This window comes from Bradyrhizobium sp. BWA-3-5 (assembly GCF_032917985.1).
Classification (GTDB): domain Bacteria; phylum Pseudomonadota; class Alphaproteobacteria; order Rhizobiales; family Xanthobacteraceae; genus Bradyrhizobium.
Genome location: NZ_CP136626.1, coordinates 3,590,447 through 3,610,775 on the forward strand (window position 1 = coordinate 3,590,447; position 20,329 = coordinate 3,610,775).

20 protein-coding genes and 1 pseudogene are annotated in these 20,329 nt (G+C 63.5%); 16 read left to right on the forward strand and 5 right to left on the reverse strand.

The annotated features are described in order from the left end of the window. Position 1: 1 nt before the first annotated feature. Positions 2 to 478, forward strand: coding sequence for a 30S ribosomal protein S9 (gene rpsI, locus RX331_RS17335; RefSeq protein ID WP_283034519.1), 477 nt, complete (start codon positions 2 to 4; stop codon positions 476 to 478). Between the two features lie 235 nt (positions 479 to 713). Next, positions 714 to 1,931, forward strand: coding sequence for a GGDEF domain-containing protein (locus RX331_RS17340; protein ID WP_317257673.1), 1,218 nt, complete (start codon positions 714 to 716; stop codon positions 1,929 to 1,931). Between the two features lie 46 nt (positions 1,932 to 1,977). Here RX331_RS17340 and RX331_RS17345 read toward each other — a convergent pair whose 3' ends face one another. Next, positions 1,978 to 2,406, reverse strand: coding sequence for a helix-turn-helix domain-containing protein (locus RX331_RS17345; RefSeq protein WP_317257674.1), 429 nt, complete (start codon positions 2,404 to 2,406; stop codon positions 1,978 to 1,980). An 88-nt stretch (positions 2,407 to 2,494) separates the two neighbouring features. Here RX331_RS17345 and RX331_RS17350 point away from each other — a divergent pair, with 88 nt between their 5' ends. From RX331_RS17350 to RX331_RS17370, 5 genes are read left to right on the forward strand one after another with little or no spacing between them, the layout of a single operon-like run. Continuing rightward, positions 2,495 to 2,728 carry an FAD-binding oxidoreductase gene (locus RX331_RS17350; RefSeq protein WP_317257675.1) on the forward strand — a complete coding sequence of 78 codons (234 nt, stop codon included), beginning with the start codon at positions 2,495 to 2,497 and terminating at the stop codon, positions 2,726 to 2,728. After that, positions 2,703 to 3,809, forward strand: a complete 1,107-nt coding sequence (locus RX331_RS17355; protein ID WP_317257676.1) for a four-carbon acid sugar kinase family protein — start codon at positions 2,703 to 2,705, stop codon at positions 3,807 to 3,809. The genes RX331_RS17350 and RX331_RS17355 overlap by 26 nt, the downstream gene beginning before the upstream one ends. Then, positions 3,806 to 4,843 (forward strand): 4-hydroxythreonine-4-phosphate dehydrogenase PdxA, encoded by a 1,038-nt coding sequence (gene pdxA, locus RX331_RS17360; protein WP_317257677.1) that lies wholly within the window; start codon positions 3,806 to 3,808, stop codon positions 4,841 to 4,843. The genes RX331_RS17355 and pdxA overlap by 4 nt, the downstream gene beginning before the upstream one ends. 16 nt (positions 4,844 to 4,859) lie before the next feature. Further along, on the forward strand, positions 4,860 to 5,051 hold the full coding sequence (locus RX331_RS17365; protein WP_317257678.1) for a hypothetical protein: 192 nt from the start codon (positions 4,860 to 4,862) through the stop codon (positions 5,049 to 5,051). Next, positions 5,048 to 5,212 carry an iron-containing alcohol dehydrogenase gene (locus RX331_RS17370; protein ID WP_317257679.1) on the forward strand — a complete coding sequence of 55 codons (165 nt, stop codon included), beginning with the start codon at positions 5,048 to 5,050 and terminating at the stop codon, positions 5,210 to 5,212. Before RX331_RS17365 ends, RX331_RS17370 begins: the two co-directional genes overlap by 4 nt. Positions 5,213 to 5,451: 239 nt before the next feature. Here the strand turns inward: RX331_RS17370 and RX331_RS17380 are convergent. Next, positions 5,452 to 5,738: pseudogene (locus tag RX331_RS17380) on the reverse strand (tripartite tricarboxylate transporter substrate-binding protein); the annotation flags it as partial. Positions 5,739 to 5,962: 224 nt separating this feature from the next. Here RX331_RS17380 and RX331_RS17385 point away from each other — a divergent pair. Continuing rightward, the gene (locus RX331_RS17385; RefSeq protein ID WP_317257680.1) at positions 5,963 to 6,199 is read left to right on the forward strand and encodes a hypothetical protein; all 237 of its coding nucleotides are present in this window, start codon (positions 5,963 to 5,965) and stop codon (positions 6,197 to 6,199) included. Positions 6,200 to 6,208: 9 nt separating this feature from the next. Here RX331_RS17385 and RX331_RS17390 read toward each other — a convergent pair whose 3' ends face one another. After that, positions 6,209 to 8,359 carry a carboxypeptidase regulatory-like domain-containing protein gene (locus tag RX331_RS17390; protein ID WP_317257681.1) on the reverse strand — a complete coding sequence of 717 codons (2,151 nt, stop codon included), beginning with the start codon at positions 8,357 to 8,359 and terminating at the stop codon, positions 6,209 to 6,211. A 235-nt stretch (positions 8,360 to 8,594) separates the two neighbouring features. On the opposite strand from RX331_RS17390, the gene RX331_RS17395 reads away from it, so the two are divergent. Further along, complete coding sequence (locus tag RX331_RS17395) at positions 8,595 to 8,897, forward strand: antibiotic biosynthesis monooxygenase family protein (RefSeq protein ID WP_057839131.1); 303 nt, start codon at positions 8,595 to 8,597, stop codon at positions 8,895 to 8,897. Between the two features lie 5 nt (positions 8,898 to 8,902). Here the strand turns inward: RX331_RS17395 and RX331_RS17400 are convergent, their stop codons facing one another. Next, entirely contained in the window at positions 8,903 to 10,024 is a 1,122-nt protein-coding gene (locus tag RX331_RS17400; RefSeq protein WP_317257682.1) for an AI-2E family transporter, read from the reverse strand. A 149-nt stretch (positions 10,025 to 10,173) separates the two neighbouring features. Here RX331_RS17400 and RX331_RS17405 point away from each other — a divergent pair, with 149 nt between their 5' ends. From RX331_RS17405 to RX331_RS17435, 7 genes are all read left to right on the forward strand, one after another. After that, positions 10,174 to 10,869, forward strand: coding sequence for a hypothetical protein (locus RX331_RS17405; protein WP_317257683.1), 696 nt, complete (start codon positions 10,174 to 10,176; stop codon positions 10,867 to 10,869). 123 nt (positions 10,870 to 10,992) lie between these two features. After that, positions 10,993 to 11,763: a gamma-glutamyl-gamma-aminobutyrate hydrolase family protein gene (locus RX331_RS17410; RefSeq protein WP_317257684.1), complete on the forward strand. Its 771-nt coding sequence runs from the start codon at positions 10,993 to 10,995 to the stop codon at positions 11,761 to 11,763. Between the two features lie 124 nt (positions 11,764 to 11,887). Next, positions 11,888 to 13,762, forward strand: coding sequence for a PAS domain S-box protein (locus RX331_RS17415; RefSeq protein WP_317257685.1), 1,875 nt, complete (start codon positions 11,888 to 11,890; stop codon positions 13,760 to 13,762). Between the two features lie 977 nt (positions 13,763 to 14,739). Further along, the gene (locus RX331_RS17420; protein ID WP_317257686.1) at positions 14,740 to 16,221 is read left to right on the forward strand and encodes a DUF4118 domain-containing protein; all 1,482 of its coding nucleotides are present in this window, start codon (positions 14,740 to 14,742) and stop codon (positions 16,219 to 16,221) included. Further along, the gene (locus RX331_RS17425; RefSeq protein ID WP_317257687.1) at positions 16,218 to 16,916 is read left to right on the forward strand and encodes a response regulator; all 699 of its coding nucleotides are present in this window, start codon (positions 16,218 to 16,220) and stop codon (positions 16,914 to 16,916) included. Before RX331_RS17420 ends, RX331_RS17425 begins: the two co-directional genes overlap by 4 nt. A gap of 31 nt (positions 16,917 to 16,947) precedes the next feature. Next, a complete protein-coding gene (locus tag RX331_RS17430) occupies positions 16,948 to 17,370 on the forward strand; it encodes a hypothetical protein (protein WP_317257688.1) in 423 nt (140 codons plus the stop codon). Then, positions 17,367 to 19,295, forward strand: a complete 1,929-nt coding sequence (locus tag RX331_RS17435) for a potassium transporter Kup (protein WP_410708286.1) — start codon at positions 17,367 to 17,369, stop codon at positions 19,293 to 19,295. Before RX331_RS17430 ends, RX331_RS17435 begins: the two co-directional genes overlap by 4 nt. 188 nt (positions 19,296 to 19,483) lie before the next feature. Here RX331_RS17435 and RX331_RS17440 read toward each other — a convergent pair whose 3' ends face one another. Then, on the reverse strand, positions 19,484 to 20,266 hold the full coding sequence (locus RX331_RS17440; RefSeq protein WP_317257689.1) for a hypothetical protein: 783 nt from the start codon (positions 20,264 to 20,266) through the stop codon (positions 19,484 to 19,486). Between the last annotated feature and the right edge of the window lie 63 nt (positions 20,267 to 20,329).

Genomic DNA, 20,329 nt, shown 5'->3' on the forward strand with positions numbered 1-20,329 from the left:
GATGTCGGATACCATGCAGTCGCTCGACCAGTTGGCGTCGTTGAAGACGGCCGCTCCGGAAGCGCCGAAATACGTCAAGAAGGTCGACAAGTACGGCCGCGCCTATGCCACCGGCAAGCGCAAGGACGCGGTTGCCCGCGTCTGGATCAAGCCGGGCGCCGGCAAGATCACGGTCAACACCCGCGAGGTCGAGGTCTATTTCGCCCGTCCCGTGCTGCGCATGCTGATCCAGCAGCCGCTGGTCGCTGCCGCGCGCGCCGGCCAGTATGACGTCATCTGCACGGTCGCCGGCGGCGGTCTGTCGGGGCAGGCGGGTGCCGTGCGTCACGGCATCTCGAAGGCGCTGACCAATTTCGAGCCGGATCTGCGCGGCGTGCTCAAGAAGGGCGGCTTCCTGACCCGCGACTCCCGCACCGTCGAGCGCAAGAAGTACGGCCGGGCGAAAGCGCGCAAGTCGTTCCAGTTCTCGAAGCGCTAACCGCTTCGCTAAAATTGCAGCGATACCGCTGTGTCAATCGAACGGAAAAGGGCGCCGAACGGCGCCCTTTTTTGCTTACCATTTAGTGATCGCTTACCACGGGTTTTCCTGAAAACTTGCTTACCCGCGCAAACGGATTTCGAACACGGCACGCCTAGTGTCGATCGTGGAATGGCGCGAATTGCATTTTCAGTGTGCGCCGAACAAGTTGCATCACACGCGTTCGGGTGAGCCCATGTCGTTCGATACTTCAACGTTATATTTGTTTGCCACGATGGTTGCAGGCATGCTGGGGGCCATGCTGCTGCTGTTCGGCAAGCAGGAAAGCATCCCGGCTTTGAAGTGGTGGGGAACGGCGTATCTGCTTGGCTCGGCCTCGGTTGCGGTCTGGACCATCGGCGGCGCCAGGCTCGGCGAGCCGCTGCTGCTGGCGCTGCATGCCATCGGGTTCGCGGCCTGCGGCATGGTCTGGAACGCATCGCGCGTCTTTCACGGCCGCAAGCCCAATCTGCCGGGGCTGTTGCTGGGCGCGATCGTCTGGGTCGGCACGGTGCTGGCCGTGCCTGGTCTCAATCCGGCCATGCGGCTGATCGTCGGCGCCGTGATCGTCGCCGTCTATGCCGCCCTGACGGCGTCCGAATTGTGGAGCGAGCGGCGGCGGACGATGCAGAAGCGCTGGCCGACGATTGCCGTGCCGGTGATGCATGGTTGCGTGCTGGCGTTGCCGATTCTGCTCGGCAGTCTTCTTCGTCCGCACGACGAGACCTTCACCAGCAGTATCTGGGTGACGGCATTCTCGATCGAACTGATCCTCTACGCGATCGGCACCGTATTTGTGATCTTCATGCTGGTGTCGGATCGCGCCGTCACCGTGCACAAGACTGCGGCGTCTGTCGATCCCCTGAGTGGCATGTTGAACCGCCGCGGGTTTACGGAAGCCTGTAACCAACTGATAGAGCGCGAAGCCGCCGCGGGGCGGCCGGCGACGGTGTTGATTTTCGACATCGATCATTTCAAGGGTATCAACGACCGCTTCGGTCATCCCGCGGGCGACGAGATCCTCAAACTGTTCTCCACCGTCGTGATCAGCAATCTGCGCATCAGCGACCTTTCAGGACGCATCGGCGGCGAGGAGTTCGCCGCGCTGCTGGCGTGTCCGCTGGAGGAGGGCGTGATCGTGGCCGAGCGGGTGCGCGAGGCGTTCGAGGCGTCGAACATCGTTTGCGAGGAAGGGCCGGTTGTCACCACCGTCAGCATCGGCGTCGCCGGCGGGCCGGCGGGCACTGAGCTCGAAGTGTTGCTGGCGGCCGCCGATACCGCGCTCTATCAGGCCAAGCGCAGCGGCCGAAACCGGGTCGAGGTCGCCGAAGAGCTGCCGCTCTCGGTGGCGAACTGGCGGCGCAACCGGGTCGGCAGCGCGGCGTCGCGGCGTCAGGCGACGGCGACGATCTAACAACCGGATTTGATCGCCAGATCCTGCACGAGCGCCGGCGCGCGTTTCAGTTGCGGAAGGGCGCGGTCGCGGAAGGCGGCCATGTCCATGCGCGCCGCATCGGAAACTGAAGACGCCAGTTCGCGCAGCAGCGGCTCGGCAAGCGCGCGCAGTGTTCCCCTGAAAGCACCGTGTAGCCGAGATCGAGACAGGCCACGCCGAGCCGAAACCGGCGGCTCCGCGGAAAGGCCTTGATATAGCCGAGCTCGACCAGGGTCTGGATCAGCCGGAACGCGGTGCCGCGATCGAGATTGGCGCGCGCGGCAATCTCGCTCAGCGTTGGCTCGAAGGCTTCGCTGGTAAAGCTCCGCAGCACGGCGAACGCCTTGCCGACCGACGCCACATAGTTCTTCGGATTGCCCGCTGAGCTGCTCTGGTGGCTTTTCTTGGCGGTCTTCGGTCCGTCATCCGACGCGAGCCCGGGAGCCTTGGCCATCATTTCAATACCTGCCGGAAGGAACGAGGCCGGTCTCCCTTGACGGGAAGCCGACACGGTTCTACGGAAGCGCAACATCAGATAACACATGTTCGCATTCCGATTTCCGAAGCGAAACGACATTCGCGCGATCAGCGCCGAGCACGGCATCGGAAGCGCCAATCACGGCCGGCTCGCACGCGTCGCCGATCCGCTCGATATCGACCTGATGCGCGGCATCAAGCAACTGCTCGACCCGAACGGACTGATGAACCCCGGCAAGATCTTCGCGGCCGGCAATCCGGGAGCGCATGAGGATGACGAGTGTCCGCCTTCTCGCTGACGATCTCACCGGTGCGCTCGACACCGCGGCCGAGTTCGTCGGGCTGTGCGGACCGTTCGATGTGACCTGGCCGGCGGCGCTCTCGGCCACCACCTCGCCGAGCCTTGCGATCGACAGCGGCACACGCGAGCTTGCAAGGGCCGGCAGCATCGAAATCGTCGGACGGCTGGCGCCGCTACTGAACGAGGGCACGATCGCCTACAAGAAGATCGACAGCCTGCTCCGCGGCGCGTGGGCCGCCGAACTTGGCGCGTGCTTGCGCGGCGGCCATTGGGCCTCCTGCGTCGTCGCACCGGCTTTTGCCTATCAGGGACGGCGGACGCGCGAGGCGCAGCAATTCGCGCGCACGCCGGAGGGCAACTGGTATCCGGTCGGCAAGAATCTGCTGGCGCAGCTCAAGGCGGAGGGCGTTGACGCCCGGCAGGGTGGACCCGACACGTGGTCGCATGGCGGTGTTCAGGTCTTCGATGCCGAGAGCGACGGCGATCTGGATCGCGTGATCGAAATCGGCCGGCGCCTGCCCGCGCCGGTTCTGTGGTGCGGGAGCGGCGGCCTGGCAGGTGCCCTGACACGCGGCAGCCGCGCTGGCGCGTCGCGCCAGTTGAAGAGGCCGGTGCTGGGGTTATTCGGCTCCGATCAGGCCGTCACCGCGTCGCAGCTTGAGGCTTGCGGCGATGCCACCATCGCGCTTGTCGAGGGCGAAGGCGCCGCCCGGGTGCAGCGCAAGCTGGCCGGCGAGGGCGTGGCGCTGGTGAAGTTTTCGTTGCCCGAGAAATTGTCGCGCGCCGAGGCGGCGCGGCGGATCGCGCGTGAAATGACGGCGCTGATCTCGGCGATTGATCCTCCCGGCACGCTGATCGTCGCCGGTGGCGAGACTTTGAAGGCGGTCTGCGTCGCGCTCGGCGCACAGGCGTTGCAGGTCGCCGGCCGCCTCGTGCCGGGGCTGCCGCGTTCCATGCTTCAGGGCGGCCGCTGGGCCGGCGTCGAGGTGATTTCCAAATCCGGGGCATTTGGTACCAGGGAGCTCTGGCGCGATCTGCTCCAGGACAACGATTTGCTCAGCACAGGGAGACCGACATGACCTCTCGCCATCTCGCGATCACCATGGGCGATCCGGCCGGGATCGGCCCCGAGATCATCGTCAAGGCCTGCATTGGCTTGCAGGACAGGATTGCGAAAGGCGATCTGCGGCTTTTGATCGTCGGCAGCGGCGCCGCATTGAAAGGCGCAAAGGCCGGGCTCGGCTCGGGCATTGCGATCCCCGAGGTGAGCGCCGAAGACCATGACTGGCCCAATCTCTGTTATCTGCAGGCCGACGCCGAGGGTGCGCCGATCCGCCCGGGCATACTGAGCGCCGATGGCGGACGCTTCGCATACAAGGCGATCGAGCAAGGCGTGCGGCTGACACAGGCCGGCCGGACCGCGGCCATCGTGACGGCGCCGCTGAACAAGGAGGCGCTCAACAAGGCCGGCTATCACTATCCCGGCCACACCGAGATGCTGGCGCATCTGACCGGCGTGCGCGGCTCGGTGATGCTGCTGGCCCATGGCAACATGCGCGTCAGCCATGTCTCGACCCATGTGGCGCTGGAGGACGTGCCGAAGCGGCTCACGCCGGAGCGGCTTCGTCAGGTGATCGATCTCACCGACGATGCGCTGCGCCGGCTTGGCATCGCGCGACCCAAGATCGCCATTGCCGCGCTCAATCCGCATGCCGGCGAGGGCGGACTGTTCGGGCGGCAGGATATCGACGTCTCGGCGCCGACCATTGCCAAGGCAGTCGCCGATGGCCTCAATATTGTTGGCCCGGTGCCGGGCGACACCATCTTCGTCAAGCTGCGCGCCGGCCAGTTCGACGCTGTAGTCGCAATGTACCACGACCAGGGGCACATTCCGGTGAAGCTGCTTGGATTCCACGTCGATCCCGCGACCGGCCGCTGGCAGGAGCTTTCCGGCGTCAACATCACGCTGGGTCTGCCGATCATTCGCACGTCGGTCGATCACGGCACCGCGTTCGACATTGCCGGCAAGGGCATCGCCAACGAGCACAGCCTGATCGAGGCCATCGACTACGCAGAACGTCTGGCCGCCGGCACCTCCCTGGCTCCGCAGTGACGAGAGCAGACGTCCCATGACCAATTCATTCACGCCGATCGAAATCCTGCGCCCCACCGCGGTCGAGTTCGGATGCGGAACGATCGCCGCGGCGGCACGCTTCGCGGAGCGGATCGGAGCGCGGCGGCCGCTGGTGATTTCGGATTCCTTCAACGCACAGCGCGTCGATCTGCTCGGGCTGCCTGGAGCCGCCAAGGGTATTCAGTGACGTCAAGCCCGAGCCTGCCTAATCTGGACAGGGCGGTGGCGATGGCGCGCGAGGCCGCGCCCGATGTCGTCATGGGTTTCGGCGGCGGCAGTGCGATGGGCCTCGCCAAGCTGGTCGCCGTGCTCTGCACCGGTGACGTGTCGTTTGCCGATGCGATATAGGCCGCGAACGGTTCGGCTGAAACGCAAGGGCGTCGGCGCCGAGTTCGGCCATCTTCTGCAGCGTTTCCGGCTGCTGCATGAACGCACCGATTTCCGCCGAGAGCTTCTCGATGATCGGCTTCGGCGTCGCCGCCGGAACAAAGAAGCCGTGCCAGGCGACCGCCTCGAAGCCGGGCAAGATATTCGGCGACCGTCGGGAGATTAGGGTCGAACGACGCGCGCTTGGGCGTTGCAGAGGCGATCAGCGCCAGCTTGCCGTACTTGGCCTGCGGCAGCAGCAGCGGCACATTGTCGAAAGCAAGGTCGATCTGGCCGCTGATCAGGTCGGTCAGCATCGTGCTCGAGCCCTTGTAGGGCACATGCACCATCCTGGTGCCGCCAGATGCTGCGGGGTGCCGACGCCGGCCGAACCGAACGAGACCTTGTCTGGATTGGCCTTCAGATAAGCGACCAGATCCGGCACGGTGCGCGCCTTGATCTTGTCGGGGTTGACCACCAGCACATTGGGCACGACGCTAATCTGCATGATCGGCTGCAGATCCTTGTCGGGCTGATAGATGAGCTGCGCTGGCAAAAGGTCGTTGAGTCCGCCAATATCAAGATGGACTAGGGCGCGGTGCGCGTCCTTTCCGAATTATCGCGCGCAAACAGGACGATAGCTCCGGAGATTGGTTCGATACTTGCGAACTTGTCCCCAGAGCGATGCTCTGCGGTAACCTCCCGTTTACCATTCCATTCCATCATCTGCGCATGGACTCACATCGCAGACGAAACCCGCAGGCTGCCCTGACGTCGCTCGAAGCGGCCGCGGCTTCCGCCCGTGGCGGGTTCGGCTGTCAGTTCTCGACCTCGGAAGAATTCGAGATGGCGCTCATCACCGAGCGTCGTGCGCAGGGGCGTTATGATCAGCGCAGAACGCGCTGGCCTGCCATCCTGTTCATCGGCTGTACGCTGATGGTGGCCGGCACCGTCCTGCTGTTCCGCTAACTCACCTTCTCATTTCGCCAGCGGATCGGGGCGCACCTGGATGTGCACCGCGCGCGGCTTTGAGCCCTTTCCACCTTCCATCAGCCACGGCGTGCGATCGCCGCTAGAGCTCCACAGCCCGCGCCCCTTCCAGCCCGCGTTCGGATCGTCGATGCGGCCGTCGAGGCCTTTTGCGAAAAAGCCGAGCGGATAGGGGATGCGCAGCATCACCATCTGCCCGTCCTTGAACGCAACGAAGCCGTCATTGAGATTGGCGGTGGAGATCGGAATGTTCTCGCCAAGTCCCACTGTATTGTGGTGGTCGACCCACGTGTAATAGCTCGCCTCCGCGCTGGAGTTTTCAAAACCTTCGAAGCCGGGTCCCGGATATTTGAAATAGGAGAATCCTTCCGGGCAGTGATTGCCGGTGGCCTCCGGACCGTTCAGCGGCGCCTTGCACTTGGTGCGGTCGAAGCGGATCAGGCTGCCGTTCGAGCCGGAGCCCCAGAGCACGCCGTTCTTGTCGATGTCGCCGCCGCGAACGCCGATGCCTTCCTTGGGGATGGCATAAAATTCCGACAGCTTGGTCTTAGGATCGAAGCGCATGAAGCCGGGCTGGCCGACGAACACGTTGACGGTGTACCAGACCGAGCCGTCGGTCGGATGCGGCATCACGGCATAGGGACCCGAGCCCGCCACCCGCATATCCTTCCCGGCCTCGGCCGGCTTGCCCGGCTCGGTGTATTCGTCGAGCTTGCCGTTGCCGCTGGTGTCGAGCACGAACGGCGCCCAACCCTGCGCTTTGACTGCGTCGCCAGTCTCGTCCCACAGCCTGGTGTTGATCCAGCCGGCAACCGGGCCGGTGCCCGACATCCAGAGCGTATCGTCGGCATCGTAGCCGAACTGCGGGTGATGGGTGCCGAAGCAGGTATCGACAAAACTGTATTTCTGGGTCTTCGGATCATACACCGTCACCTGCCTGCCAGAACGCTCAAGCGGGAAGGCCTTGGCCGACGGATGCTCGGAGCCTTTGCGGCAGTAGGCCGGATTTTCGATGCCGCGCACCGCCGCCGCCAGCCAAACGCGGCCCTTCTTGTCGAGCATGCTATTGTGATTGTTGACGTGGTTGCTCCAGATCTTCTCGTCGCCCCAATAGGCGGACGGGCTGACCGGATTGAGCAGGGCCGTGCCGTGCAGCGGCGGGCCAAAGGATTCCGGCGCGTTAGGATCGGCGACCGGAATTTTCGAGAACGTCACTCTGTGCGTCTTCGGATCGAGGATCGGCATGTCGTCGGACGAATATTCGTTCGCGCCGTATAGCGGGCCGTAGGCGTTGACGGTCGGATAGCGCCGATCCGACGAGATCAGATCGTGGACGAAGTGTTTTTCGGTCGCCCATTCCCAGGAGGTGATGACGACGTTGCGCTCGATCCCGGCCGGCCGCGGTGGCTTGGATCTCGGCAGCTCGCCCTTGGCGACGCGCTCGGTCCAGTCGCCGAAATATTTGAACGGCACGCCGCCGAGCTGGCCGGCGAGGCGGTTCACCATCCATTCGCCTGTCTGCCCTGAGGAAACACGGCGCATCCAGGCTTGCTCGTGCGAATTGAATTCGCCGAACGCGCCCGGGATCGTGCGCGTGGATTCCTGGCCGATCTGGTGGCAGCCGATGCAGTCGACATTGTTCATCCGCTGCCGCCAGATGTCCTGCGTGATCTCCTTCGGGATGTCGGTGGAGCCGCCGAAATCCTTTGCCGGTGGAATCTTCATCATCGTGTACCAGTAGATCGCCGAGTAATAATGCGCCGCGGCCGCTTCGCTCGGCGCCGGCACTGCCGTGAGGTTGATTTGCTGGCCGGGCTTGGCCCGTAGCTTCGGCGAATCCACGAGGCCGTAGCCACGGACCCAGATCGAATAATTCACGTTCAGCGGCAGGTCCGGGATCACGTAGCGGCCCTGATCGTCGGTGACGACGATCTTGGCGAATTTCGTCGGCAGCTCCGTGGTCTCCGCGATGACCCAAACCCCGGCCTCCGGCCCGTTCGGTCCGGATACCACGCCGCCGATATCGTCATTGTCGATGGCGACCGCCGGCTGCTGCGCTTGCGTTGGCCCGGCTGACATGCCGAGGATGCCCGCCGCTGCAGCCATAGTGAATGCGAATAGGGTCCGACCGAGATTCATCGTCTCTCTCCCCGTCACCGCGAGCTTGTCGCTCTTCGTTTGGTTGCAGCGTACATCAAACGAGGGTTGAGGCGGGAGCATGTCACGCGCGCGATTTCCTCATGCGTGACGCACACGGACGGTTCAGCGTGCGTCGCAGCAACGGAGGTATGGGTCTGCCTTTTGCTTTTCGAGCGGCTGGGTTAGACACGGCCATTCACATCCGAAGGCGCAAGCAATTGGGAAGGCGCAAGCAATGATCACTGAAATCGCACAAATCGACGTCAAGCCGGGCACCGAGAAGGATTTTGAGGCCGCCGTCGCCAAGGCGCGGCCGCTGTTCCTGCGCGCCAAGGGCGGCAAGGGCTTTGAGCTGCACAAATCGATCGAGAAGCCGCAGCGCTACCGGCTGGTGGCGAAATGGGAGACGCTGGAGAACCACACCGTGGACTTCCGCGGCTCCGAGGACTTTACCGCCTGGCGCGCGCTGGTCGGGCCGTATTTTGCCTCGCCGCCGGAGGTCGAGCATACCGAGACGGTGCTGACCACGGCCGACTGAAACCATCAGGGCGCCGTGATCGCGATGGGCGTGTCCTCCGCCTTGAAGTGATCGATCATCACCTTGGCAATCGCCATCAGGGGCAGCGCGAGCGCCAGCCCCCAGATGCCGAAAACGACGCCGAGCAAGATCTGGAACGCGAATAGCGTGGCCGGCGGAATGTCCAGTGCCTGGCGCTGGATGATCGGCGTCAGCACGTAGCTCTCCAGCGCGTGCACGCCGAGGAACAGGATGAAGGCGGAGAAGCCCGCGACCCATCCCGAGGCGAGGCTGGCCAGCACCACGATCAGCCCGCCGAGGATAGCGCCGACGGTCGGGATGAAAGCGAGCAGCCCAGCCTGGATGCCCAGGATGAACGAACTCTGGATGCCGATGATCGAAAGCCCGATCCAGGTCACCAGGAACACCGCGACCATGGTGATGATCTGCGCGATCAGCCACCGCTCCAGCGTCTCGCCGATCCGGTCGACGATCATGATGGCCCGCGTGCGATGCCTGGCCGGCGCCATGAACAACAGCCCGTCACGGTAGATGCCGGGCTGGGTCGCGAAGGCGATCCCCAGAAACAGCACGATGAAGAAGTTTCCGACCGCGCTGGCGGTGCCGAGGATCAGCTTCAGGCTCTGGCTGAAGATGGCGCCGCCGCTCGCCGCGATCGTGCCGGCGCTCGGCAGCGCGTGCGACGTCGCGGCGGGCGCCGGCGCGCCGTCATCCGATGTCGATGACAGCGTGCCGAAATCGAAGAAGCTGGTGTCGATGCCGTTCTGGTCGAGGAACCCCTTGACGTTGACGAGCTGCGACTTGAGCGTCTTGCTCAGCGCCGTGGTCTGCTGGGCGATGGTGGTGCCGCCGAGGAAGACGATGCCCGACAACAGCCCCGCGACCACCAAGCATACCGTCATCAGCCGCAGCGCATGCGGCAGCCGCATCACCCGTCCGAGCAGGTTGCTCATGGCATTGAGCGCCACGCCGAGCAGCGCGCCGGAAAACAGCAGAAACAACGTCGCGGCAAAGTGCCAGGTGAAGGCGAGCAGGGCGGCGAACAGCACGACGCCGATGCCGCCGACCGAAATCGCCCACGCCAGATCGGTGCGGGCCTGAAGGCGATTGTCAGCGGGACCTGTCACGTTGATTCCTTCTCGCAAAATAGTGGCCGGCCAGTCATTCGCCAAAATGCCGCCGGGATCAAGCGGGCGCGCACGCGCCGGTTTGACGCTGCGGCATCCCCTGTGCCAATCGGTATGTCATCGGCTATGGCGCTGCGGCGAGTGTTAGGATGTATTTCAAATGGTTCGGCCCGCTGGCGCTGCTGGCGGCGCTGGTGATCGGCGACCAGATCAGAATCAACCGGCCCGCCCACAAATATCGCCTGACGGTCGAGGTCGAGACGCCGGAAGGGCGCAAATCGGCGTCCGGCGTTGTCGCCATCCATCCCGATCGCAGCTATACCCGCCGCGGCCAGACCCGCACCCTTGGCGATGCCGTCTTCGTCGATCTCGGGCAGGGCAGGAATCTCGTCGCGCTGCTCGCCCATCTCGACAACAACAAGCTCGTGCTCGACGACATGAACTACGTCGCCTTGCGTGCCTATGGCGCGGCTACCGGCAAGCGCGTGCCGTTCAGCGAGATGAGCCGGCAGACTGGCACGGTCCCGGTCAAGGGTGAACTGATTCCGCTGCTCATCAGCTTTGCCGATCCGGACCGACCGGGCACCGCGCGGCTTGTCGCGCCCGGCAATGCCGAGGCCGAGCTCGGCCCGGGCTCCCGCATTCAGGGGATATTGGCGGAGGTGGTGCCGAACGGCTATTGGCCGCTCGATTTCGGCGGGGCGCTGGGCGAGCCGGTAACGCGCGGGATCGAGGCCAGATTGCCGTGGCTCAGGGAGAAGGGCGGTGCCGCCACAGCGCTCCGGGCCGCAGGCCTGCCCGACGGCGAGGGCATCGACGCCCGCGAGGCCTTCACGCGAAAATAGCAAGGCAGCCCCGCTGCTTCCCTGCGGATATTGATCCGCCGCCCGGCTGGAGGCATTATCTTCTGCAGATATGGCCCAACCCAGAATATCCTTGCACAGGACGATGACAGCGGAAGATTTGCGATGAAGCGGCCCGTGGTCGGGGTGATCGGGAACGCCCATCGTGTCGAGAACCGTTTTCAGACCCAGATGGTCGGCGAGCGCAATTTGCGCGCGGTCGTCGACGTTGCCGGCGCTCTGCCGCTGATGTTCGCCGGCTCGCCCGACATTACCGACATCGGCGCGCTGCTCGACGTCGTCGATGGCATCGTGCTGACCGGCGCGCGCGCCAATGTTCATCCGACCCGCTTCAAGACCGAGCCGCACGAAAAGCACGAGCCCTACGACATCCACCGCGACGACGTTGCGCTGGCGCTGGCGGAAGCCTGCGTCGAACGCGGCGTGCCGATCTTCGGCATCTGCCGCGGCCTGCAGGAAATGAACGTCGCGTTCGGCGGTTCGCTGCATCCGGAAATCCGCGAGATTCCCGGCCGCATGAACCATCGCATGCCGCGGCTGGAGAACGGCGAGATCCATCCCGACCCGACCGTCGTGTTCGCCGACCGTCACGACGTCCACCTGACGCCAGGTGGCACATTTGCTAACCTGCTCGGCTGCGAGACCATCCGGGTGAACTCGCTGCACGGGCAGGGCATCCTCGAGCCCGGCAAGCGCATCGTCATCGAAGGCATCGCGGAGGACGGCACCATCGAGGCGATCCGGATCGCGGACGCCACGAGCTTTGCGCTCGGCGTTCAGTGGCACGCCGAGTACGACCCGCAGCGCAACCCGATCAACCGCGCCTTGTTCGAGGCGTTCGGGGCGGCGCTCAAGGCGCATAAGCGGGCGAACTGACTGGACACACGCCGGGCGCGAGCGCCCCCGGGCCGACAATATCCGTAATTTTACGGGGCCGAAAACATGGGATCGGTTCCGCGAAGTCGGCTAAGTCATTTTGCATCTCCAGACTGGTAAAGCCATGACGCACCCAAGACGTCTCGTGCTGGCGATGATTTTGCTCGTCGTCGTGACGTCCTGCGTCGTGAGCGTGGTGACCTATTATTTGGCGACATCGGTTGCCCCGCGCGGGCCGTTTGCCGCCGGAGCCGGGGTACTTGGAGTTGTGGCCGTGGCTGCGTTGGCGAGGCTCTGGCCGAGGCCGTTGCCCGGCGTCGCCGCTCCCGCGGATGCCGGCAAGGTCCCCGGCCGGGCCCGCGCTCGACAGCCGCTGATCGACGGCGAGATGGCGCAGGCCATCATCGAGGGCACGCCCGATGCCTTCGTGCAGACCGACGAACGCTGCGTCATCCTGAACTGGAGCCCGCAAGCCGAAGCCTTGATGGGATGGACGCGCCTTGAGGCCGTCGGCCGGAGCGTGGACGAACTGGTCTTTCCCGAGACGCAGCGTGCGCTGCACCGTCAATGGGTCGACCGCTTCCTTGGCGCGGCGGCGGCTGATGCCGTCGGCGGACGGTACGAGACGCTGCTGCTGCACAGAGACGGGAGCGAGTTCTTCGCCGAGGTGTCGCTGACCGCGGTTCGCCGCGGGGCGGGCTTCGTAGTCAACGCGTTCGTCCGAGATATCACCGCCAAGCGTGCGGCGGAGGAACAGCTGTTCCAGGCGCAGAAGATGGAATCGGTCGGGCAACTCACCGGCGGCATCGCCCATGACTTCAACAACGTGCTCACTGTGATAACGGGCACGATCGAAATCCTGACCGAGGGCGTCAAGCACGACCCGGGCCTCGCCTCCATCGCGCGGATGATCGGCGATGCCGCCGATCGTGCCTCGCAGCTCACGGCAAACTTGCTCGCCTTTGCCCGCAGGCAGCCGCTGCGTCCGCGCGAGACGGATGTCAATGCGCTGGTCGATGAGGTGGTCGAACTGCTGTCGCCGACGCTCGGGCGGCATATTCAGATCGCAACCGCCCTTGGCGAGCAGGTCTGGCCAGCCCTGGTCGATCGCAGCCAGCTTTCTTCCGCGCTCGTCAACCTCGCAATCAACGCCAGGGACGCGATGCCCGATGGCGGCAGTCTGCTGTTCCGGACGGGAAATCTTATGCGTGGCGCGCACGAGCCTGAGATGGGCGGGCTCGGCGCCGGCGACTATGTCGTGATCGAGGTGATCGATACCGGGGCGGGCCTTCCATCCGACGTTCGCGAGCGAATTTTCGAGCCGTTCTTTTCCACCAAGCAGTTCGGCGTCGGCACCGGGCTCGGGCTCAGCATGGTGTTCGGATTTGCAAAGCAGTCCGGCGGCAGCGTCATGGTCGAGAGCGAGGAGGGCAAGGGCGCCTGCTTCCGAATTCTTCTGCCCAAGGCCGACGCTGCCACTTCGGACACGCCCGCCGAAAACGATGCGCCGCCCGAGGCGGAGGGCGAGTTGCGCGGCGGAACGGAAACCATCCTTTGCGTTGAGGATGACGACGTGGTGCGCGCACATGTCATCGGCCGGCTCGAAAGCCTCGGCTACAACGTGATTGCGGCTTCCAATGCGGCACAGGCGCTGGAGGTGGTCCATGCCGGCACGGCGTTCGACATGCTCTTCACCGACATCGTGATGCCCGGCGTCATGAACGGAAGGCAACTGGCGGAGGAGGTGGCAACACTGCGTCGGCCGCTCCGCGTGCTCTATACCTCCGGCAACACCTTCGATGCGTTCAGCGGAAGCGGGCGGCTCGGCGAGGGCGTGCTGTTGCTCGCAAAGCCCTACCGCAAGGCCGAGTTGGCGCGCATGGTGCGGCTCTGCCTCGACCGCGCGATCGATCATCAGGGCGATCCGATCCCGCTGCCATATTCGGTGCTGCCAGATGTCGAGCGGTTCTTGAAGGAGAATCCGCCGAAGCATGAGTAGGTCGGCGGGGGGAGAACGGCACGGACACTGCGGCCTCGCCGTCATTGCGAGCGCAGCGAAGCAATCCATCTTTCCGCGTTTGAGGTGACAATGGATTGCTTCGCTACCCTCGCAATGATGCGGAGGCGGCGCAGCACACTCCGCTGTCATCACCGCGCAGGCGGGGATCCAGTACCCCGCGGCTTCTCGGTTCTATCACTGGCGTCTCGGATTACTGGGTCCCCCGCCTTCGCGGAGGACGACGACTGAATATGAGGCGGCGATCTCGCGACATGCTTTGCCCGAGGTTTGCTCGATACTTTCTGCCCTCTCCATCAGAGGGCGCAGGGAAGACCGGGTGCGCGCCGCACCCGCGGTCTCGTGTGCCATTATGCGCATGGCAAGAGGTGCACACGAGCATACAGGTTCGGCGGAAGCATCCCGGCCTTCCCTGCGCAATGGCTTTACGGCTTACTTCGTACTCTTCTCGGAGAACGGCTCTTTTGCCTCCGTCGCCCTCGCGAAGCTTTCGCTCCCCTTGGGCTTAACGCCAGCACCACGGCGCCAGAACCACACGACTTGACCGTACGCGTCAGCCATACTCGTCTGTCATGGCCTCCGCGTCCATCGCATCCCGCCGCGCGTCAGTGACGATGGCCAACGCCCCTCATCTCGCGGTGAGACCGGGCGCAGTTATGCCGCCGATTTGGGTCAAATGGAAGCGGAATATTTCTGATTTTCAGCAATTATTCGCTTGACACGAGTTCTGTAAATCCGAAGTGGTTTGCTCGTTCGGATCGGAATTGGACTTGCAACGGCAGTACGACACCGGCGATGCCGCCGTTTGCGATGGAGGAGCTTTTCTTCACAGCAGATCTTGCTAAATCTAGTATCGACCCTGGCGACAGCCAAGTCGAACCGAAAGCGAGTGTGCCTTGTTGCGGCCTCCAAGGATCGAGCGAGACCGGCGACCATCGTCGCCGAGGACACATATTGCCGTGGCAATCCTCGCGTCGACGATTGCGGTTGCAATGGTAACGCTTGTCGGCCGCCTATTTACGGCGATGGTGCCGCTGCCGAATATCTCGATGGTCTTTCTGCTGGCCGTTCTGTTTTCTGCGGTCAGTTTCGGAAAGTGGCTTGCAATCTATACATCCCTCCTTTCCTTCCTGGCCTACGATTTCTTCTTTATCGAGCCGCTCTATACATTCCAGATCACCGAGCCTTCGGAGCTGTTGTCCTTAATCATATTCCTGATTGTTGCAGTCGTATCGGCCACGCTTGCCGGACGGATTCGCGATCAGGCCCGGGCAACAAACGAACGGATGATTGCAACGCGACGACTCTATGAATTTACCTGGAAGCTGTCCGGACTCACCAGCATCGATGCCGTCGCTGACGGAGCTGCTGGTGAAATTCATGTGAGTCTGCGGCGTCCCGCGGTCATTCTCCTCAATCAGAAGGGTGAGCTTTCGCTGGCCGCGGCCTGGCCGCCGGAAGATAGTTTGGATCCGGCGACCTGGGATGCCGCGCGGCTGGCATTCTCGCGCAACGAAGCTGCCGGCTTTGACACCGGAAGCTTGCCCGACAACCGTTGGCACTTCATTCCGCTTCGTACTCAGCGGGGATCGTTCGGCGTCGTCGGGATCGCAAGAAGCGCGAGCAGCGACCAGTTCGATGCCGAGGGCCGCGCGCTGCTCGCGACGCTCGCCGAACAAACGGCCGCGGCGTTCGATCGCATCTTTTTGGCCGAGGAGATGATGGCGGCACGCGGCGCTGCCGAGACGGAGCGCGTACGAAACATCTTGCTTGCATCGGTCTCCCACGATTTTCGTACTCCCCTTGCATCGATCCTGGGATCGGCAACAAGCCTGCTCGATTTTGGTGACAAGCTGGATGCCGCGGCCAAAACCGGGCTGCTCCGGGAAATCAAAGCCGAAGCTGAGGAACTCGACGAGATGGTCCGAAATCTGCTTGCCATGACTCGGATCGATGCCGGCGCGCTGGAGATACGGCGGGACTGGATCGACTTGCGGGAAGTCGTCGAACGAGTGATAAACCTCGCAAAACGGCGCGGGGCTGCCTTGACTGTCGAGGTGGAGTTACCGCGAGCGCTTCCGTTGATCCGCGCCGATGCGAGCTTGATTGAGCAGGCCGTGGGAAATGTGGTGAATAATGTGGTGTCACACGCCCCACAAGGAACGCGGCTCGTTGTCGATGCGATCGTCGGTCGACAATCGATTTCGGTCCGCGTCACCGATAGCGGACCGGGCATCGCCGCGGACATTCTGCCCCACGTGTTCGATAAATTTGTGCAGGGAGGCGGCGCTGGCGGGCGTCGTGGCGGAACCGGTCTTGGACTGGCCATCGCTAAAGGTATCGTCGAGGCGCATGGCGGCACGGTTGCAGCCGAGAGTCCGGTGCAGGATGGCAGGGGAACCCGGATGACGCTGACATTTCCCGTTGGGTCGCCGCCATGACCGGCCGTATCCGCGCACTTATTGTCGATGACGAGCCGGCCATCCTTCGATTGCTGAAGCCGGTGCTGGAAGCCAACAATTACCAGTTCATCAGCGCCGGGACGGTCGCTGAGTCGATCAAGAGCATTGCAACTGAAAGTCCTGATATCGTTGTGCTCGATCTCGGGCTGCCCGATGGCGACGGCAAGGACGTGATCCGGCAAGTGCGGCAGTGGTCCGATGTGCCGATCATCATATTGTCGGCGCGCGACCGTGAGGCCGAGAAGATTGAAGCGCTGGATCTCGGTGCGGACGATTTCGTCAACAAGCCATTCGGAGTCGGCGAACTTCTCGCAAGAATAAGGACGGCGCTTCGACACCGAATGGAGCGTGTCGCCGAAACGCCGGTGCTGCGAACCGCGGACGTTGAAATCGACAACGTCCGCCATTGCGTTACCCGGGCCGGCGCGGAGGTCAGGCTGACCCCGAAAGAATTCGAACTGCTTTCATTTCTCGCCAAACATGCCGGCAAGGTGGTAACGCATCGGCAAATATTGGCGGCCATATGGGGTCCCGCCCACGCAACCGATACCCAGTATCTGCGGGTCTACATCGGCCAGATCAGGCAAAAAATCGAAAAAGACCCCGGCGACCCCCGCATCATCATTACCGAGCCGGGCATTGGTTACCGGATCGCCGAAATCGGTACGCGATAATTTCTGCCCTTCAGCCAAGACGCCGCTTACCTTGATCGTGCCCGCCATCGGCGACGTCTTTATGTGTTCTTTATGCGGCGGGCTGGATTTCCGCATTGAGAGTTTAGCCGGGTCCTTCGATATCGGAAGCATGAGCCAGCTTCTCGATGAGGACCTTCCTTCAGTGAAGCATCCTGAAAGACAGCATGAATGGTTGGACGAAACCGGCGGACTGCCGGCCGTCGGCAACGTGCTGCCGGTGGTTCTCGGCATCATCGGAATAGGCGTGGTTGTCTGTGCAATGTGGGCGCTGGGGCCGCCCGCCGAAGGCGGGGCCGGGGAAAAGCTGGCTCCCTGCGTCGTGATCGCCGACAAGCAGGCGCGACTGGCTTGCTACGACCAGATCGCCGCTCTTCATCAGCCTGCAAGGGGCGCTCTTGCGCCTGCTCAAATCGTCCGCGAGGGATCGCAATGACCGAGACTGTTTCCACTGCCGCAGACTTGACCGCTCCAGAAACGCAGCAGATGGTAGCGCATGAACATCCTCGAGCAGGGTTCTGGGGGCTCACGCTCGGGGCAATCGGCGTTGTCTACGGCGATATCGGAACCAGCCCGCTATACGCTCTTCGTGAGTCGGTCCTGGCCGCCGTTGGCCCAAATGCCCCTGCCAGCGAAACGGTCGTACTTGGCATCCTTTCGTTGATCATTTGGGCGCTGCTTTTAGTGGTGACCGTCAAGTACGTCGTCATCCTGCTGCGTGCGGACAATAACGGGGAGGGCGGCACGCTCGCATTGATGGCGCTGGCAAATCGCGCCGTCGGTGGCAGTGGGCTCCTGGTGCTGCTCGGCATCATCAGCGGCGCGTTGTTCTATGGCGACGCGATGATCACGCCAGCACTCTCGGTGCTGTCGGCCATCGAGGGCCTGAAGCTGGCAACTCCGGCGTTCGAACCCTATGTCGTTGCGATCACGGCGCTCATTCTCGTCAGCCTGTTTGCCGTGCAATCGCGCGGCACGGCGAAAGTTGCGGCGTTTTTCGGACCGATCACTCTCATCTGGTTCACTGCTATCGCGGCCGCGGGCGTGCCGCAGATGGTGCGAAATCCCACGGTGCTGCTGGCCTTCAATCCGCTCCATGGTTTGAGCTTTCTGCTGACCCACGGCGTGATCGGATTCATGACGCTGGGTGCGGTCTTTCTCGTTGTTACCGGGGCGGAGGCGCTCTATGCGGACCTTGGTCATTTTGGCAAGCGACCGATCCGTGCCGCATGGTTCGTCGTGGCGCTGCCGGCGTTGACGATCAACTACCTTGGTCAGGGCGCGCTGGTGCTCGCGGACGCCAAGGCGATCGAGAGCCCCTTTTTCCTGCTCTATCCCGAATGGGCCCTGCTGCCGATGATCGCTTTGGCGACAGCCGCGACGGTTATCGCCAGCCAGGCGGTCATCACGGGCGCCTATTCAATCACGCAGCAGGCAATCCAACTTGGATTGTTGCCGCGCCTTGAAATCCGGCACACTTCGGAATCATTGATCGGCCAGATCTACATGCCGAAGGTCAATACGCTGCTGCTGATCGGCGTATTGCTGCTCGTTGGGCTGTTTCGCTCTTCAAGCGCCCTGGCATCCGCTTACGGCATCGCCGTGACGGGGACCATGGTGGTCACGGCGATGATGGCCTTCGTGGTGATCTGGAAGGTCTGGCGCTGGTCGGCGGTCGCGGCCGGCGCGATCATCGCACCGCTTCTGGCGCTTGATCTGACGTTCCTTTCGGCGAATTTGCTGAAGGTGTTCGAAGGCGGCTGGATGCCGCTGGCTTTGGGGTCGGTGGTGATGCTGCTGATGTACACTTGGCGGCGCGGCAGCCGGCTGCTGTTCGAGAAATCGCGCAAGCTGGAATTCCCGCTCGTCGATCTGGTGGCGATGTTGGAAAAGCGCCCGCCGCAGCGTGTCTCCGGCACAGCGGTATTTTTGACCTCCGACCGCGAGTGCGCCCCGACCGCGCTGATGCACAGCCTCAAGCACTACAAGGTGTTGCATGCGAAGAATGTTATCCTCACCATCGAAACTGCGCCGATACCGCGGATCGACCCGGCCGAGCGGGTGCGGATGGAGCAGCTCAGCGAGACCTTCTCGCGGGTGACGCTGCGCTTCGGCTTCATGGAATCGCCGAACGTCCCGAAGACGCTGGCGATCGCCCGCAAGCTCGGCTGGCAGTTCGACATCATGTCGACGTCATTCTTCCTGTCGCGCCGCGCCCTGAAGCCGGCCGCCCATTCCGGCATGCCGCGCTGGCAGGATCTGCTATTCATCCGCCTCAGCCGCTCCGCCAACGACGCCACGGACTATTTCCAGATCCCGACCGGGCGCGTGGTTGAGGTGGGGACCCAGGTCACGATCTGATAGGGCCCTGCGCCGCATGTGTGCCCACCAATACAAAGGCGCTCCGTTGGGACCGTCTTTTGTATTTCTCGTAAGCCGTGATGCCGGCGGGAAACCTGCACGTGCCCGGTGCAGCGATCTGCGGGTCCGGTGCAGATGCGTCGCGTCGCTCGTCCGGGGACGTTTGCGTTCGATCCCCAACCCGCGGACTAATTGCTCAAGCCCAGACTTTGCAGGAACGTCGGTGGCTGGGGATTTTGCGCTGACGGGTCCGGTAATCGCGGGTCGGTTGCGGGCGAGACCTGTCCGCGTGCATCTTGCTCCTCGCGCAGCCTGGCTCGATGGTTTCGCTGGGTCCGGATTTCCGCGCGTGCATTTTGCACCGAGCGGACCCGCCGGTGCTTCTTCCGGACCTGCGCCGGGGCCTCTTCCGCCACCCGCACGGGGGCGGGTTGGGCGGCGGTGGCCTTTGCCCGGGCCTCTTCCTCGTCAGCCCACGCCTGGAATTGCTTGAACAAGGCCTCAGTGACGGGCTGGCCGCTCTCGGCTTGACGCGGCTCGGCAGGTTCCTGGCTCGGCTGGGCCGGTTGTTGGCTCGGCTGGGCAAGTTGCTGGCGCTGTTCGGCGGGGTCAACCGCCGCAGCAACTTCGTCGCGTGTCGGTACATCGGTTGTCGTCGCCGGCAAATCCTTGGTGCCAGCGATTGCGATTGATTGAATCGTTGATGGCGGCGGATCGGCTTCGGGCTGAAGCGCCGGTTTGTCGCTCGCCCAATCCGCCAGGTTGGCAACGAGCGTCGCTGGATTGTCGATCGACAGAACGGCGATGCCGACCGCCGTCGCGGCGGCAGCCACGATGCTCGCCTTGAGAATTCGCGACGAGATGATCGCGATGTCCTGGGCCTTGCCGATATCCGGCTGCCCGGTTTCTTCCGTCCGCTCGGTGAGAAAGATCGGAGGACGATCTGGCTGGAACCCGTCGTTTGTCGCCATTTGAATGATGCCGCCTCTTGTTGACCCGCGTCCACAATACCTCGCGAGCGAGGTCTAAAAGCG